This is a genomic window from Acidobacteriota bacterium, assembly GCA_016716715.1.
Lineage (GTDB): Bacteria > Acidobacteriota > Thermoanaerobaculia > UBA5066 > UBA5066 > Fen-183.
Map to the genome: position 1 here is coordinate 530,384 of JADJVE010000001.1, position 14,512 is coordinate 544,895.

Consider the following 14,512-nt stretch of genomic DNA (forward strand, 5'->3'; position numbering starts at 1 on the left):
GGGTTTACGGATGCCAAAGACCACGCCGTACCTCGTCAGCCTCGACATCGGATCGACGAAGGTGTGCGCCCTCATCGCCGAGTCGGATGCGGCCGGAAAGATCGACATCATCGGGAAGGGCACCGCCGCCCACAAGGGCGCGCGCAAGGGCGCGATCATCGACGTGCCGGCCACCGTGGACGCGATCAAGCGCGCGACGGAGGAGGCCGAGATCATGGCGGGCGCGCAGATCGAGCGCGCCGTCGTGGGCGTCGCGGGCCCGCAGGTCAAGTCGTTCAACAGCCGGCAGGTCGTCGCGGTCGCCGCCAAGAACCGCGAGATCTCGCGCGAGGACATCCAGCGCTCGCTCGACGCGGCCCGGTCCGTGCCGATTCCCTCGGAGTTCGAGATCCTCCACGTCCTCCCGCGCGAGTTCGTCGTCGACGGCCAGGACGGCGTGGCCGACCCGCTCGGCATGGTCGGGAGCCGGCTGGAGGCCGACGTCCACGTCGTGACGGTCCCCGTCGCCACGACGCAGAATCTCCTGAACTGCGTCAACCGCGCGGGCGTCGAGGTCATCGAGATGGTCCTCGAGCCTCTCGCGGCAAGCGAGGCCGTCCTCACGGCCGACGAGCGCGAGCTCGGCGTCGTCCTCGCCGACATCGGCGGCGGCACGACGGAGATCGCCGTCTGGCGCCACGGGACTCTCGCGCACACGTCCGTCCTGCCCGTCGGGGGAGACCACTTCACGAACGACCTCGCGGTCGTCCTCAAGACGCCCGTGCCCGACGCCGAGCGCCTCAAGAGGAAGCACGGCGCCGCCCTTGCGGCGCTCGTGAACGAATCCGACTCGATCGACGTGCCGCTCACGGGCGGCCGGGGCGTCCACCCGGTCAAGCGCCGCGAGATCGCCGAGATCCTGCAGCCGCGCGCCGAGGAGCTCCTCACGCTCCTGTGGGAGGAGTCCGTCCGCGAGGTGCCCGCCGGCGAGCTGCGCGCCGGGCTCGTCCTGACCGGCGGCGGCTCGGAGCTCGACGGCCTCCTCGAGGTCGCCGAGCAGGTTCTCGGGATCGCGGTCCGCCGGGGCGTCCCGCGCGGGCTCGGCGGCCTGACGGACATCGTCGCGTCGCCCGAGTGGGCCTGCGCCGCGGGGCTCCTGCTCTACGGGCGCGGCGCCGCGGCCACGGCCCGGCGGCGCAACCGCGGCGCGTCGCCCGGATTCCTCGACAAGATCAAAGGCAGCTTCCGAAACCTGTTCCCCTCATCCACCGCTCTGTGATATCGATGGAGGAAAGAAGATGATCCTATTCGACGACGACGACGCCGGCTCCAAGCGCACGTCGCGGACGATCACGTTCAGCGAGGACAACGCTCCTCCCGCCCGCATCAAGGTCGTCGGCGTGGGCGGCGGCGGCGGCAACGCCGTCAACCGGATGATCCAGGCGGGGATCAAGGGGATCGAGTTCGTCGCCGCGAACACGGACCTGCAGGTCCTGAAGGTGAACCGGGCGGCGACGAAGCTCCAGCTCGGGATCACGACGTCCCGCGGCATGGGCGCCGGCTCGAATCCGGACGTCGGCCGCAACGCGGCCCTCGAGGACGCCGAGAGGATCACGGAGGTCCTCGCGGGTTCGGACATGGTCTTCGTGACCGCCGGAATGGGCGGCGGGACGGGGACGGGCGCCGCGCCGGTCGTCGCGCGGCTCGCCTCGGAGGCCGGGGCGCTCGTCGTCGCCATCGTCTCGAAGCCCTTCGCGTTCGAGGGGCGCCGCAAGCTCCGCTACGCCGAGGACGGCATCGCCGAGCTGCGCGAGTACGTCGACACGCTCATCACGATCCCGAACGAGCGCCTCTACTCGTTCGTCGACCGAAACGTCACGACCTGGGAGGCCTTCCGCATCGCGGACGACGTCCTCAGGCAGGCCGTCCAGGGGATCAGCGACCTCATCACGGTGCCCGGCATCGTGAACCTCGACTTCGCCGACGTGAAGACCGTCATGGAGAACATGGGCATGGCGCTCATGGGCACGGGCACGGCCTCGGGCGAACACCGCGCCGTCGAGGCCGCGCAGCGCGCGATCTCGAACCCGCTCCTCGAGGAACAGTCCATCCAGGGGGCCCGCGCGATCCTCATCAACGTGACCGGCGGCGAGGACCTCACGCTCGCCGAGGTCAACGAGGCCTGCGCGATCATTCAGCAGGCCGCCGACGAGGAGGCGAACGTCATCTTCGGCCTCGTGCAGGACAAGGACATGAAGGACGAGGTCAAGATCAGCGTGATCGCGACGGGCTTCGACGCGCCCGCCGCGCTCGCCTCGCGCCGCGAGGCCTCGCTGCCCGTCAGTCCGTCCGGGGCCCGCGGCGCCGCGCCGGAACGGCCGCGGCCGGGCGCCGAGCCCGCGATGCCTCCGACTCCCGAGGACCAGGGCTACGGCGTGAACCTCATCAACATGCGGGACCCGCGCGAGGACATCTTCGACATCCCGACGTTCCTCCGACGTCAAATGGACTGATCGGTCTTCCCGCGCGATGAGGAGCCGAGGGGCCTTCACCGGCATCCTGCTGACCCTCTTCTTCGCGCGGGCCGCGTCGCTCGTCCTCCACTTCGTCCTCGCCGCGCCCTCCGGCGCGCGCGTCGCCGAGCACCCGCTCCAGCTCCTCCCGGCCGCGCTCGCGGGCGAGATCGGGACGCTCGCGGCGCTCGGCGCGCTCGCCGGCGTCGTGTCGTGGCTCTCCACGCGGGCGGGTCTGCTGTTCCTCGCCGGCGGCGGCGTCTTCCTCCTCTTCCTCTCGCAGCTCGACCTCGAGCTCGTGCGCTGGACGGGCGAGCACCTCAACCCCCAGTGGATCGGCGCGTACAACCTCCTCGCGCACCGGCGGCTCCTCGTGGACGTCGTCTTCGGCGATACGCTCGCGCTCGGCGCGGCCGTCCTCCTCGTCGCGCTTCCGGCCGGGGTCATCCTCGCGCTCGCCCGGAGGCGGGGGCCCGAGCGCGCCGCGCCTCTCGCGGTCGCGTTCCTCGCGGCGCTCTCGTGCGGCGCGCTCACGTTTGAGAGCGCCCTCGCGCCCACGAGGCTCGCCCTGCGGCGCGCCCGGCCCGTCCTCGTCGGGCTCGTCTCCGAATCCGTCGCGGCCCTGGGGGACGCGCCCTCGCCGCGGGAGGTCCGCGCGGGGATCGCGTCGCTGCACCGCTTCCTGAACCGGCCGCCGCGGTGGTTCCCCGACGCGGGCTACCCGGTCTGGCACCCCGCGCCGGCCGAGGCGGCGTCCGTCGCGGCGTTCCGTGCGCGGCCGCTCGAGAAGAGGCCGGACGTCCTCCTCGTGGTCCTCGAGTCCGCGCGCGGCTGGGAGACCGACGTGCGGCGGCCCGGGGTGGAATCGCGCATTCCGGAGATTCACCGGCTCTGGAAGGAGCGCGGCGTCGCGTTCCCGGTCTGCATCGCCTCGGGCTATCCGTCGGTGGAGGGCCGCGGCGGCATCCTGCTCGGGGTCGCGGGCCACCCGTCCGGCATCCTTCTCTACAACGCGCGCGAGCTCAACGTCCTCTCGATCGGAGAGCTCCTCGCGAAGGCCGGTTACGCACGCGAGCTCGTGGCCGCGACGAGCCCCGCGTTCGAGAGGATGGAGTACTGGTACGCGCGCTGGTTCGACGCCGTGCGCTACGACGCGGCGGACACGACGGACGAGGACCTGGCGCGGCGGACGATCGAGCGTCTCGAATCCCGGCGCGAGGCGCCGCTCTTCCTCACGCTCTTCACGATCGCGACGCACCCGCCCGTCTACCGGCCGCCCGGCTCGGACCCGAAGACGCCGCGCGAGTCGTACCTGGCGGCGCTCGGCTACACCGACCGCATGCTCGGCCGGATCTTCGAGAGCCTGCGGCGGACGCCGCGGGGGCGGGACACGATCGTCGTCGTCGTCGGCGACCACTCCACGACGAACCTCTGGCAGTCGATCCGCCTGCCGCGCCTCGGGACGCCGAACGCGGGCGAGAACTGGACGACGCTCGTCGTCGCGGCGCCGGGTCTGCCGGCGGGCACCGTGCGCGAGGACCTCTCCTCGCAGCTCGACGTCGGGCCGACGCTGCTCGGCCTCCTCGGCCTCGACCTCTCGAACCACTTCTTCGGGCGGGACCTCTTCGAGAAGCCCGCGCCGGCGCCGCAGGGCGTCCTCGCGCTGCGCCTGCGCGGCCTCGCGGCGTTCGAGGGGCCGTTCCTCCTGCAGACGCGGCTCGACGACCCGTCGTTCGTCCAGAAGTGGCGCTGGGAAGACTACGAGACCGCGCCGGACGAGGAGAACGGCGGATACCACCACGGCACGCCGCAGGAGATGACCGCGGCCGACCGCGTGCGGATCGACGAGCTCAAGACGATGGCGCGCGCTTGGGGCGCCGTCCTCGACGGCAACCGCGTCATGCCGCCGGGGATGAACCGGCCTTCCGGCGGCGCCGCTCGCGCAGCCACGCCCGCGCCTTGAGCCACGTCCGCTCGAACTTCGGGTTCCGCTGGCGGAAGCGGCGGACCTTCCGCTGCACCCAGCGGCTCTCGATGTAGAGGATCGCCAGCCCGGCGACGCCGAACGGCCAGCCCTGGAGCACGGGCAGAAGGCCGCCGAGGACGCCGAGGCCGAGGAGCACCCACCCGAGCGCCAGGAGCGCGAGGCGCGCGGGCCGGCTCCGGCGCCGCACGAGGCCGCGCGGGGAGACGGGCTCGCTCAATCCCGGCGCGGGATGACGCCGCGCTGCGCGTCGCGCGCGATGCGCTTGGCTTCGTCGGGGAAGTTCCCGTCGACGATCCAGTCGAGGTACGACGGGTTCTTCTCGGCGACCTCCGCGAGCCGCGTCCCGCGGTGCTGGCCGAACGCGAACACGACCTCGCCGTCGCGCCAGAGAAAGCGCTTGTCGGGGTCGACGTAGCGGCCCTCGGGCGGCCGCGAGAGCTCGTGGAGGGCCGCGACGTCGCGCGGGAGGTCCGCGTAGCGCCGGAGCTGCCCGGCGAGGACTTCGGCCGAGGCGACCGCGTCCGCGAGGGCCGCGTGGGCGAGGGCGTGCTCGCGCCCCGCGAAGAAGCGCACGGCCGCGCCGAGGTCGCGCGGCTCGCGCCGGAAGTAGATCGTCTGCATGTCGACGACGCGCCGCCCGTCCATCGAGAACGGGACCTTCGCGAGCTCGAATTCGCGGAGAAGAACCGGGATGTCGAACTGGCGGACGTTGTAGCCCGCGAGGTCGCAGCCGTCGAGGAAGAGCGCGAGTTCCGGCGCAAGAGCCGCGAACGTGGGGCACTCCGCGACGTCCGCGTCCGAGATGCCGTGCACGCGCGTGGACTCGCGCGGGATCTTCACGCCCGGGTTCACGCGCCGGTCCAGCGTCGCGACGTCGCCGCCCTTGCCGAAACGCACGACCGCGACCTCGACGATGCGGTCCGAGAGGCGGTCCGTGCCCGTCGTCTCGAGGTCGAACACCGCGAGCGGGCGCTCGGCCGAGAGCTCGAAGACGGGGCCGAGGGCGTCGAGGGGGAGTGCGGAGTCGGTCACGCCGGGATCATGGCCCAACTCGCGTGGCCGCGGGGGGCGGCGCCTCCCACGCCCAGACGGCGCCGGGGGCGCCCGGCGGATCGGCCCAGGCGAGGCGCGCGGCGTGGAGGACGGGCGCGGGCGTATCGGGAGTGCGGGCGGTGTCGTACAGGGGGTCGCCGAGGAGCGGCGTCCCGAGGTGGGCGAGGTGGACGCGCAGCTGGTGCATCCGGCCGGTCTCCGGCGTCAGCTCGACGAGCGCCGTCGTCCCGCGGTCCTCGAGGACGCGGTACGCCGTCCGCGCCTCGCGGCCGGCGGGGTGCACGATGGTCCGGCCCGGGGGCGGGATCGCCGGGATCGCGAGGACGCGCCTGCCCGAGAGAAGGTGTCCCGCGCGCGAGGGCCCGTAGGCCGCCTTGAGCGCGCGCTTCAGGAGTTCGGGCTTGCCCGTGCGGTGCTCGAGGAGCTTTTCCGTCACCATCCCTTCGGGCGGCGACGGCACGCCGCGCGTCACCGCGCGGTACGTCTTCGTGACGGATGCGGGCCACGCTTCCAGCGCGGCACGCAGCGCCTCGGGCGTGCGCGCGAGGAGGAGGACGCCGGACGTCTCCTTGTCGAGGCGGTGGACGAGGGCGAGGTTGTCGCCGAACTCCTTGCGCAGCGGCCCGATGAGGCCGTGCGGCCCGTGGACCGCGACGCCGGCGGGCTTGTCGATCGCGAGGTAGGCCTCCGCGCCGCGCGGCGACGGAAGGGGTCTCACTTCCGGAATTTCAGGGCCGACCCGATGACGGCGAGGCTTCCGGCGATGTTCGCGGCCATGCCGATCACGATCGGCGTCTGGTGGAAGCGGATCCCGTAGAGGAGGTAGACGAGCTGGCCTCCGAGAAAGAGGAGGTACGTCGTGATCGAGACGTCCTCGGAGCTCTTCCTCCTCCAGATGCGCAGGGCCTGCGGCACGTAGGCCACGCCGGTGGCGATGCCGACCACCGACACGGCCCACGCGAGGAACGCGTCGAAGCCCGTGGGAGCGTCGATGGGCCTACCGCCGGTTCCCGAAGAGGCGGAGCAGCATGAGGAAGAGGTTGATGAAGTCGAGGTAGAGGGCGAGGGCGCCCGAGATCGCGCCGCGCTTTCCCTCCTCGGAGCGGCCGTCCAGCGTGGCCGCCATCATCTTGAGCTTCTTCGTGTCGTACGCCGTGAGCGCCGTGAACACGATGACGCCGACGCAGGAGATGACGAACCCGAGCGCGTTGTTGTTCAGCCAGAGGTTCAGGAGCATCGCAAGGAAGACGCCGATGAGCCCCATGAACGCGAACGAGCCGAGGCCGTCGAGCGAGCGCTTCGTGACGAGGCCGTAGACGCTCATCGCGCCGAACATCCCGGCCGTGACGACGAAGGTCGACACGATCGACGACGACGTGTAGACGAGGAAGATCCCGGCCATCGTGAGGCCGTTCAGCGTCGAGTAGAGGAGGAAGACCGAAGCCGCAGCGCCGGACGAGAGGCGGCCGATGATCCCCGAGAGCCAGACGACGAGTCCGAGCTCTGCGAACATGAGCCCGTAAAGCACGATCCGGTTTCCGTAGATCGCCTGGAAGATCGTCGGGCTGGACAGGACCACGAAGGCGGCGAGAGCCGTCGTCAGGAGCCCGGCCGCCATCCATGCGTAGACGCGCGCGAGGAACGAGGGAATCGCCACCGACGCCGAGGGGCTGATCGGCTGAGGGGAATCGAACGGGCGCGGCGGGAGCTCGGTGGGCATCTTGAGATCTCCTCTCGAACGCCCATCCTAACGCGCCTCGGCTAAGATTCATTCCCTATGAAACGCACCTCATCCGCCCTCCTCGCCGTCCTTCTGCTCCTCCCGCTCACGCTCCTCGCCGCCGCCGGCAAGTTCGGCGCGCCGCTCGGGAGCTCGCCGAAGGTCGCGCTCGCCGACCTTGTGAAGGATCCCGCCGCGTTCTCCGGCAAGACCGTGAAGACCGAAGGCGTCGTCTCGGCCGTCTGCCAGGACAAGGGCTGCTGGATGGTCCTCAAGTCCGGCGATCAGTCCGTCCGCGTGAGGTTCAAGGATTACGGCTTCTTCGTCCCGATGGACTCCGCAGGCGCCACGGCCGTGATGGAGGGCGTCTTCACCGTGAAGACGGTCCCCGAGGCCACCGCGAAGCACTACGCGGAGGAGACCCCGGGCGGAAAGCCCGACGCCATCAAGGGCGACCAGAAGGAGCTCTCCTTCCTCGCCTCGGGCGTCGAGCTGGCGAAGCCCGCGCGCTGATCGCGCGTGTCCCCTGAAGCGAGGAGCGCCGAAGGCGTCATCCCGGAGCGGCTCGCCGCGTTCGGCTTCCTCACGCGCGGGATCGTCTATCTCCTGATCGGCGGCATCGCCGCGCGGGTCGCGATTCTCCAGCGCGGCCGCGCGACGGGACCGGCCGGCGCGCTCGCGAAGATCCTCACCGGACCGGGCGGGCGGCTCGTCCTCTGGTTGGTGGCGGCAGGCCTCTTTGCGTTCGTGCTCTTCCGCGTCACGCAGTGCGTGCGCACGCGCCGGCCGCTCCTGCTCGCGGGCTACGTCGGAAGTGCGGTCGGCGGACTCGTTCTCGCGATCACCGCCGTTCGCGTCCTCCTCCATTTCCGCGGAGGCGGCGGCGAGGCGGGGCTCCACGACCTGGGCGCTCGCGTCCTCGCTCACGCCGGGGGGCGCGCCGCCCTCGGGCTCGGGGGCGCGATCGCCGCGGTCGCCGGGGGAGTTCAGGCCATCCGGGCGCTCCTCGGCAAGCTGCCGGCCGACTTCACCGCCGCGATCCTGCCCCGCGCGCCACGCCGATGGGCGCCGGCGCTCGCGCGCGTGGGCGTCTTCGCGCACGGGGTCGTCGTCGCCGTCGTCGGATATTCCGTCTTTCGGACGGGTCTCCATGCGAATCCGCGCGAGCTCGGCGGGACCAGCGGCGCGCTCCGCACGGTCCAGACAGGCGGGGGCGGGCCGGTCCTCTTCGCGCTCGTCGCTGCCGGCCTGATCGCATACGGCCTCTCGCTGGTCGTCCTGGCCGCCCACCGGCGCCGGGCCTCGCACTGACGCCTCGAGAGCCTCATGACCTGGGGTAATCTCTGGCGCACGTGACCGATCCCGTGGATCCGCTGATCGGAAAAAGTGTGTCCCATTACTCCGTCGTCCGCCGGCTCGGGAGCGGCGGGATGGGGGTCGTGTACGAGGCCGAGGACTCGAAGCTCGGGCGGCACGTCGCGCTGAAGTTCCTTCCGCCCGAGCTCGCCCGCGACGGCGCGTCCCTCGAGCGCTTCCAGCGCGAGGCGCGCGCCGCGTCGGCGCTGAACCACCCGGGCATCTGCACGGTCTTCGCCATCGAGGAGCACGAAGGGCAGCACTTCATCGTGATGGAGTGCCTCGAAGGGCAGACGCTCGCCCAGGCGATGACGGCGCGCCCGGCGTTCGATCTCGAGGGCGTGCTCGCGATCGGCGTCCAGATCGCGGACGCGCTCGAGTCGGCTCACGCGCGCGGCATCGTGCACCGCGACGTCAAACCCGCGAACGTCTTCGTGAACGCCCGCGGGCAGGTGAAGATCCTCGACTTCGGCCTCGCCCGGATCGAAGGGGCGCGGCGCGGGGCGGGTGGCGACGTCTCCCGCCTCGAGACGGTCGGCGACCTCACCACGCCCGGCACGGCGATGGGCACGGTGTCGTACATGTCCCCGGAGCAGGCGCGCGGCCAGCTCGCCGACGCGCGCACGGACCTCTTCTCGCTCGGAACGGTCCTCTACGAGATGGCGACGGGCGCGCTGCCGTTCCCGGGGGAGACGTCGGCCGTCGTCTTCGACGCGATCCTGAACCGGGATCCGCTGCCGGCCGCCGTGGTGAACCCCGCGCTGCCGCCCGATCTCGGCCGCATCCTCGACAAGGCCCTCGAGAAGGACCGCAACCTCCGCTACCAGACCGCGACCGACCTGAAGACGGACCTCTCGCGGTTGAAGCGCGACATGGACTCCGGCAAGAAGCGCGCGGCCGAGAAGGCCGACTCGCGCGGCGGCGGGACGAAGCAGGTCGAGAAGTCCATCGCCGTCCTCTACTTCGAGAACCTCTCGGGCGTGAAGGAAGACGAGTACTTCCGCGACGGCATCACCGAGGACATCATCACGGAGCTCTCGAAGATCAAGGGCCTGAACATTTTTTCGCGCCCGACGGTCCTCGCGTACCGCGACAAGCCGGTCACGCCCGCGCAGATCGGCCAGCAGCTCAACGCGGCGTACGTCCTCGCGGGCAGCCTCCGCCGTTCCGGCAACCGGCTGCGGATCAACGCGCAGCTCGTCGACACGCACACGGACTTTCCCCTCTGGTCCGAGCGCTACGACCGCCAGATGGAGGACGTCTTCGAGCTGCAGGACGAGATCGCCCGGAAGATCGCCGAGGCGCTCCGGGTGACGCTGACGCCCCAGGAGGAGGAGGCGCTCGCCGCCAAGCCGACCGAGAACCTGCAGGCGTACGACCTCTACCTCCGCGGGAAGAGCTACGCGCGCCGTCTCACGCGGCGGGACTTCGAGTTCGCTCTCCAGATGTTCGAGAACGCGGTCGCGCTGGATCCGGACTTCGCGCTCGCCCACGCCGCGATCGCGAACGTCTGCGCGCAGACGCACTACAACTACGGGCGCGACCCCGTCTGGCTCGAGAAGGCCAAGGCGGCGTCCGCGCGGGCCGTGGCCCTCCGGCCCGAGCTCCCCGAGCCGCTCGTCGCGCAGGCCTGGATTCTCTATGCCGACGGGCAGTACGGCGCGGCCGCCCGCTGCGCGCGAGTCGCCATCGAGCGCAAGAGCGACTGCGAGGGCGCGTACTACCTCCTCGGCCGCTCGCTCTTCGCGTCCGGGCAGTACCAGGAGATCGCGAGCGTCGTGGACGCGGCCATGGAGGCGAGCGGTCAGGACTACAACATCTACATCCCGATCCAGAACGCGCTCGGTGCGCTCGGGAAGGACGAGATGGTCCGGAACGTCCGCCAGCGCTCGATGCAGGCGCTCGAGACACACCTGCGGTCGGTGCCGGAGGACGCGCGCGCGCGCGTCCTCCTCGCGAGCGACTACGCGGAAACCGGCCGCCGGGAGGACGCGATCCGCGAGGCGAACCTTGCGGTCGTGCTGCGCCCCGACGAGGCCACGGTCCTCTACAACGCGGCGTGCGTGTTCTGCGGCCTGAAAGACAAGGCGCAGGCTCTCGACGCGCTCCGCAAGGCGTGGCACGCGGGCTTCAAGGACTCGGGCTGGGCGCGCCGCGACCCGGACCTCGCCCTCGTGCACGACGACCCCGAGTTCCTGCGGCTCTACCCCGAAAAGCCCGCGGGCGCCTGAAACCTCCGGCGCTCAGAACCTCAGCGTCATCTCCCCGACGTAGCGCCTCTTAGGCGCCAGGTAGAACTGCGCGTCGCCGAGCTCGCTCTCGGTCACGACGTGGCGGTCGTCGCCGAGGTTGCGGCCGGTGAAGGAGAAACGCACCCATTCGTTCTCCCACGAGACGCCCGCGTCCCACTCGTAGAACGCCGGCGCATACGCCGTGTTGCGGCGCGTGTACGGGCGGATGCCCTGGTGCCGCACGGCGCCCCAGAAGCCGAGGCCCGACTTCGGGGCCCACGCGAGGCGGACGTTCCAGAGGTCGCGCGGCACGAGCTCGACGCGCTTGCCGTCCACGACGACGAGCTCGCCGTCCGGCGTCACGAAGGAGAAGCTCACGTACGTCGCGTCGTGGTGCGCGTAGCCGGCGCCGAGCGCGAAGCCCTTCCACGCGGGCGGCGCCCACGTGACCTGGCCCTCGAAGCCCTGGAAGCGCTCCTCGCCCGCGTTCGTGAGGGCGGGCCGGCCGTCGGGTCCGAGCGTCGAGACGACGACGTTCTCGAGCGTCATGTGGAAGAGAGACATGTCGAGCGAGACGTTGCCGCCGAAGAGGCGCGACTTGAGGCCGGCCTCGCCCGAGCGCGAGCGCTCCGGCTCGAGGATGTTCGTGGCTTCGGCCTCGAGGATGTTCGGGGCGGCCGGCTTGAAGTTGCTCTTGGCCGCGACGTAGAGGTGGAGGACGTTCAGGAAGCCCTTCGCCTTGCCGTCGACGATCCGGATGAGTGCCGAGACGCCGCCCGACCAGTCACCGTCGGTGCGCTCGCTCGAGCCCGCCTCGGGGCCGGGCCCGCCGACCTCGTTCACGACGGCCGAGAGCGTTTCGGACGTCCGGTCGTACCGCGCGCCGAACGTGAGGGCGAGCCACTTCCACGGCGTCCACGTGTCGTTCGCGTAGAAGCCCCAGAACGTCCGCTGGTCCTCCGCGGAGCGAGTGTCGCCCACCGGGAGCGAGTCGACGGAGGGCACCACGGGGTTCGAGCCGGTCGTGAGCGTGAGGTCGAAGCCCGTCCCTTCGACGGTGGTCTTGCCGGACGTGAGCGCGATCCCCGTGACGAGGCGGTGCCTGCCGGCCGTGGTCACGACGCGCGCATCCTCGAAGAAGGTCGTCTGGAGGGGGAGCAGCGACGTCCCGTGCGCCGTGGCCGTGCTCCCGTCGACACCGTCGATGAAGGAACGCACGGCGATCTGCTCGTCGCGCGTGAGGCCGAGCGTGTTCTCCATCTGCACCTGCGGGGAGAGCCTCCGCGCGATCGTGGACGTCAGGGAGTAGACGCGGTGGTCCATGCGCGCGCCGCCGACGGCGTAGTTCCGGTCCACCTCGAAGCCGGGCACGAACTCGCCGCCCGCGATCGGGAGCGGCGAGCCCCAGTAGGCCGTGTCCCGGAGGACGGCGAGCGTGAGATCCCACGAGCCCTCGCGCGTCTTTCCCCCGAAGCCCATCGCGAGCCGGTCGACCGATGAATCGGTGTTGTCCTGGAATCCGTTGTCGCGGAACATCGAGCCGGCGACGTGCGTGATCGAGTTCCCGTCGTGCTTCTCCCAGGCGAGGGATGCGTGCTTGTCGTTCCAGGATCCGAGCCCGAGGGTCACGCTCGTGTTCTTCCCCCGCCGCGTGAAGACCTGCACCATGCCCGCGAACGCCGAGACGCCGTAGAGAGTGCCCTGCGGCCCCTTTGCGATCTCGATGCGGTCGATGTCCTCGATGGGGATCTGCGCGAGCGACGGGTTGAACGGCCCGCCGGCGGGGACGCCGTCGACCGTCACGAGGAGCGCGTCGAACTCCTTCAGACCCCACATCCCGAGGTTCGGAAAACGCGACCCGCCGTCCGAGCCCCCGCCGGCCTCGACGCCCACGACGTTCTGGAGGGCGTCCTGCAGCGTCCGCGCGCCGGTCCGGCGCAGCTCCTCGCCCGTCACGACTTCAACGGAGCCCGTCACGTCCATCGTGTCCTCGGGCGTCTTCGAGCCCGATACGACCATCTGGGCGGAAGCCGCCGGCGTGGGGACGCGCTGAGCCTGGGCGTCCGCGACCGGGGCGAGGGAGGCGGCGGCGGCGAGGGCGAGAGCGAAATAGGGTTTCACCGGACGATGTTAACTAAACTCCGCCCATGAGGATCGGAATCGACTTCGGCACGACGCACACGGTCGTCGCTCTCGTGGACCGCGGGAACTACCCCGTGGTGTCTTTCGAGGGGGGCGACTTCGTGCCGTCGCTCGTCGCGGCGCACGATGCGTCGGGCACGCTGCGCTGGGGATGGGACGCGGCCGCCGTGAGGCACGAGCCGGGCTGGACGGTTCTCCCCTCCGTCAAACGCCTCCTGAGCGACGCCGGGCCGTCGACGGAGGTCGCGGTGGGGCGGAGGCGCCTCCCGATCTCCGCCCTTCTCGAGGGCTTCTTCTCGGCGCTCCACCGCGAGCTCGTCGAGCGCTCGAACGCCGGCATCGCGGCGAACGACTCCATCACGGCAGCGGTGTCGGTTCCGGCGAACGCGTCGACGGCGCAGCGCTTCCTGACGCTCGAGGCGTTCAAGGGCGGCGGCTTCGCCGTGGAGGCGCTCCTGAACGAGCCGTCCGCCGCGGGCTTCGAGTACGCGCACCGCAACCGGCGCGACGGACGGCGCGAGCACCTCGTCGTGTACGACCTCGGCGGCGGCACGTTCGACGCGTCGCTGCTTCGCATGACGGGGAAGACGAACGAGGTCGTGGCGACGCACGGCGTCCAGCGCCTCGGCGGGGACGACTTCGACGAGGCGATCCTCGCGCTCGTGCTCGAGAAGGCCCACGCGCACGACGTCTCCGATGTCGAGCGAGCGCTCGTCCTCGAGGAATGCGTGCGGGCCAAGGAGTCCCTCTCCCCGAACTCGCGCCGGTTCCTCGTGGACCTGTCCGCTCTGGGGAAGGAGCCTCTCGTCTTTCCCGTCGACGAGGTCTGGGAGGTCTGCGTGCCGCTCGTCGCGCGCACGCTCGAGGCCGTCGGCGCGCTCGTCGAGGACGGAGGGGACGTTTCGTGGGCGGACGTCGCGTCGCTCTACGTCGTGGGCGGCGGCGGCCTCCTGCCGCTCGTGCCGCGCCTCCTGAAGGAGCGCTTCGGTGACAAGCGCGTGCGGCGCTCGCCGCACCCGTTCGCGGCGACGGCGATGGGCCTCGCCGTTTGGCTGGACCGCGAGGGCGGCTACGCGCTCGAGGACCGGCTGTCACGGCACTTCGGCGTCTTCCGCGAGAGCGGGGCGGGCGAGGACGTCGTCTTCGACACGATCTTCGAGAAAGGGACGCCGCTGCCCGCGCCCGGCGAGCCGCCCGCCGTCGTGACGCGCCGGTACCGCGCCGCGCACGACGTCGGCCACTTCCGGTTTCTCGAGTGCTCGCGCCTCACGGACGGACGCCCGGACGGCGACGTGACGCCGTGGGACGAGGGGTACTTCCCGTTCGATCCGGCGCTGCGCGCCGCGGACCTCGCCGTGGCGGAAGTGCGGCGGAGGGAGGACGGCCCCGAGGTCGCCGAGACCTACGCGCTCGGGAGCGAGGGCGCGATCACGGTCACGGTGACCGACGCGAAGGACGGCTTTGCGCGGACGTTCCGGCTGACGCGCTGATCCGGACGCTGGCGCGGCGGAGATCGGGTCGCATTTCGGGC

Annotated in this window: 13 protein-coding genes; 7 read left to right on the plus strand and 6 right to left on the minus strand. The window is 71.4% G+C overall.

The annotated features are described in order from the left end of the window. The first annotated feature begins 10 nt into the window (after window positions 1-10). Genes ftsA through IPL89_02320 form a run of 3 tightly spaced genes read left to right on the plus strand, consistent with a single transcriptional unit; the run spans window position 11 to window position 4,455 of the window. Window positions 11-1,258 carry a cell division protein FtsA gene (ftsA, locus tag IPL89_02310; protein ID MBK9062024.1) on the plus strand — a complete coding sequence of 416 codons (1,248 nt, stop codon included), beginning with the start codon at window positions 11-13 and terminating at the stop codon, window positions 1,256-1,258. A gap of 19 nt (window positions 1,259-1,277) precedes the next feature. After that, window positions 1,278-2,492, plus strand: coding sequence for a cell division protein FtsZ (gene ftsZ, locus IPL89_02315; protein MBK9062025.1), 1,215 nt, complete (start codon window positions 1,278-1,280; stop codon window positions 2,490-2,492). Between the two features lie 16 nt (window positions 2,493-2,508). Then, window positions 2,509-4,455 carry a sulfatase-like hydrolase/transferase gene (locus IPL89_02320; GenBank protein MBK9062026.1) on the plus strand — a complete coding sequence of 649 codons (1,947 nt, stop codon included), beginning with the start codon at window positions 2,509-2,511 and terminating at the stop codon, window positions 4,453-4,455. Here IPL89_02320 and IPL89_02325 read toward each other — a convergent pair. From IPL89_02325 to IPL89_02345, 5 genes are read right to left on the minus strand one after another with little or no spacing between them, the layout of a single operon-like run. Beyond that, the gene (locus tag IPL89_02325) at window positions 4,391-4,696 is read right to left on the minus strand and encodes a hypothetical protein (protein MBK9062027.1); all 306 of its coding nucleotides are present in this window, start codon (window positions 4,694-4,696) and stop codon (window positions 4,391-4,393) included. The two genes, IPL89_02320 and IPL89_02325, sit on opposite strands and share 65 nt — an antisense overlap. Then, window positions 4,693-5,511, minus strand: coding sequence for a 3'-5' exonuclease (locus IPL89_02330; GenBank protein MBK9062028.1), 819 nt, complete (start codon window positions 5,509-5,511; stop codon window positions 4,693-4,695). The genes IPL89_02325 and IPL89_02330 overlap by 4 nt, the downstream gene beginning before the upstream one ends. A 7-nt stretch (window positions 5,512-5,518) precedes the next feature. Continuing rightward, window positions 5,519-6,250 carry an RNA pseudouridine synthase gene (locus IPL89_02335; protein MBK9062029.1) on the minus strand — a complete coding sequence of 244 codons (732 nt, stop codon included), beginning with the start codon at window positions 6,248-6,250 and terminating at the stop codon, window positions 5,519-5,521. Beyond that, window positions 6,247-6,483 carry a hypothetical protein gene (locus IPL89_02340; GenBank protein MBK9062030.1) on the minus strand — a complete coding sequence of 79 codons (237 nt, stop codon included), beginning with the start codon at window positions 6,481-6,483 and terminating at the stop codon, window positions 6,247-6,249. The genes IPL89_02335 and IPL89_02340 overlap by 4 nt, the downstream gene beginning before the upstream one ends. 46 nt (window positions 6,484-6,529) lie before the next feature. Continuing rightward, entirely contained in the window at window positions 6,530-7,252 is a 723-nt protein-coding gene (locus IPL89_02345; protein MBK9062031.1) for a Bax inhibitor-1/YccA family protein, read from the minus strand. A 57-nt stretch (window positions 7,253-7,309) separates the two neighbouring features. Here IPL89_02345 and IPL89_02350 point away from each other — a divergent pair, with 57 nt between their 5' ends. From IPL89_02350 to IPL89_02360, 3 genes are read left to right on the plus strand one after another with little or no spacing between them, the layout of a single operon-like run. Beyond that, window positions 7,310-7,765, plus strand: coding sequence for a DUF4920 domain-containing protein (locus tag IPL89_02350; protein ID MBK9062032.1), 456 nt, complete (start codon window positions 7,310-7,312; stop codon window positions 7,763-7,765). A 6-nt stretch (window positions 7,766-7,771) separates the two neighbouring features. After that, a complete protein-coding gene (locus tag IPL89_02355; GenBank protein MBK9062033.1) occupies window positions 7,772-8,563 on the plus strand; it encodes a DUF1206 domain-containing protein in 792 nt (263 codons plus the stop codon). A gap of 53 nt (window positions 8,564-8,616) precedes the next feature. Continuing rightward, on the plus strand, window positions 8,617-10,839 hold the full coding sequence (locus IPL89_02360; protein MBK9062034.1) for a protein kinase: 2,223 nt from the start codon (window positions 8,617-8,619) through the stop codon (window positions 10,837-10,839). Window positions 10,840-10,851: 12 nt separating this feature from the next. On the opposite strand, the gene IPL89_02365 is transcribed toward IPL89_02360, so the two are convergent. Next, a complete protein-coding gene (locus tag IPL89_02365; GenBank protein MBK9062035.1) occupies window positions 10,852-12,960 on the minus strand; it encodes a TonB-dependent receptor in 2,109 nt (702 codons plus the stop codon). A 26-nt stretch (window positions 12,961-12,986) separates the two neighbouring features. On the opposite strand from IPL89_02365, the gene IPL89_02370 reads away from it, so the two are divergent. Next, a complete protein-coding gene (locus IPL89_02370; protein MBK9062036.1) occupies window positions 12,987-14,471 on the plus strand; it encodes an Hsp70 family protein in 1,485 nt (494 codons plus the stop codon). Window positions 14,472-14,512: the final 41 nt, after the last annotated feature.

Bases quoted from the DNA above. Each gene is read 5' to 3' on its own strand.
- IPL89_02345 (MBK9062031.1), bottom strand. From the start codon at position 7,252: ATGCCCACCGAGCTCCCGCCGCGCCCGTTCGATTCCCCTCAGCCGATC.
- IPL89_02320 (MBK9062026.1), top strand. From the start codon at position 2,509: ATGAGGAGCCGAGGGGCCTTCACCGGCATCCTGCTGACCCTCTTCTTC.
- IPL89_02350 (MBK9062032.1), top strand. From the start codon at position 7,310: ATGAAACGCACCTCATCCGCCCTCCTCGCCGTCCTTCTGCTCCTCCCG.
- IPL89_02370 (MBK9062036.1), top strand. From the start codon at position 12,987: ATGAGGATCGGAATCGACTTCGGCACGACGCACACGGTCGTCGCTCTC.
- ftsZ (MBK9062025.1), top strand. From the start codon at position 1,278: ATGATCCTATTCGACGACGACGACGCCGGCTCCAAGCGCACGTCGCGG.
- ftsA (MBK9062024.1), top strand. From the start codon at position 11: ATGCCAAAGACCACGCCGTACCTCGTCAGCCTCGACATCGGATCGACG.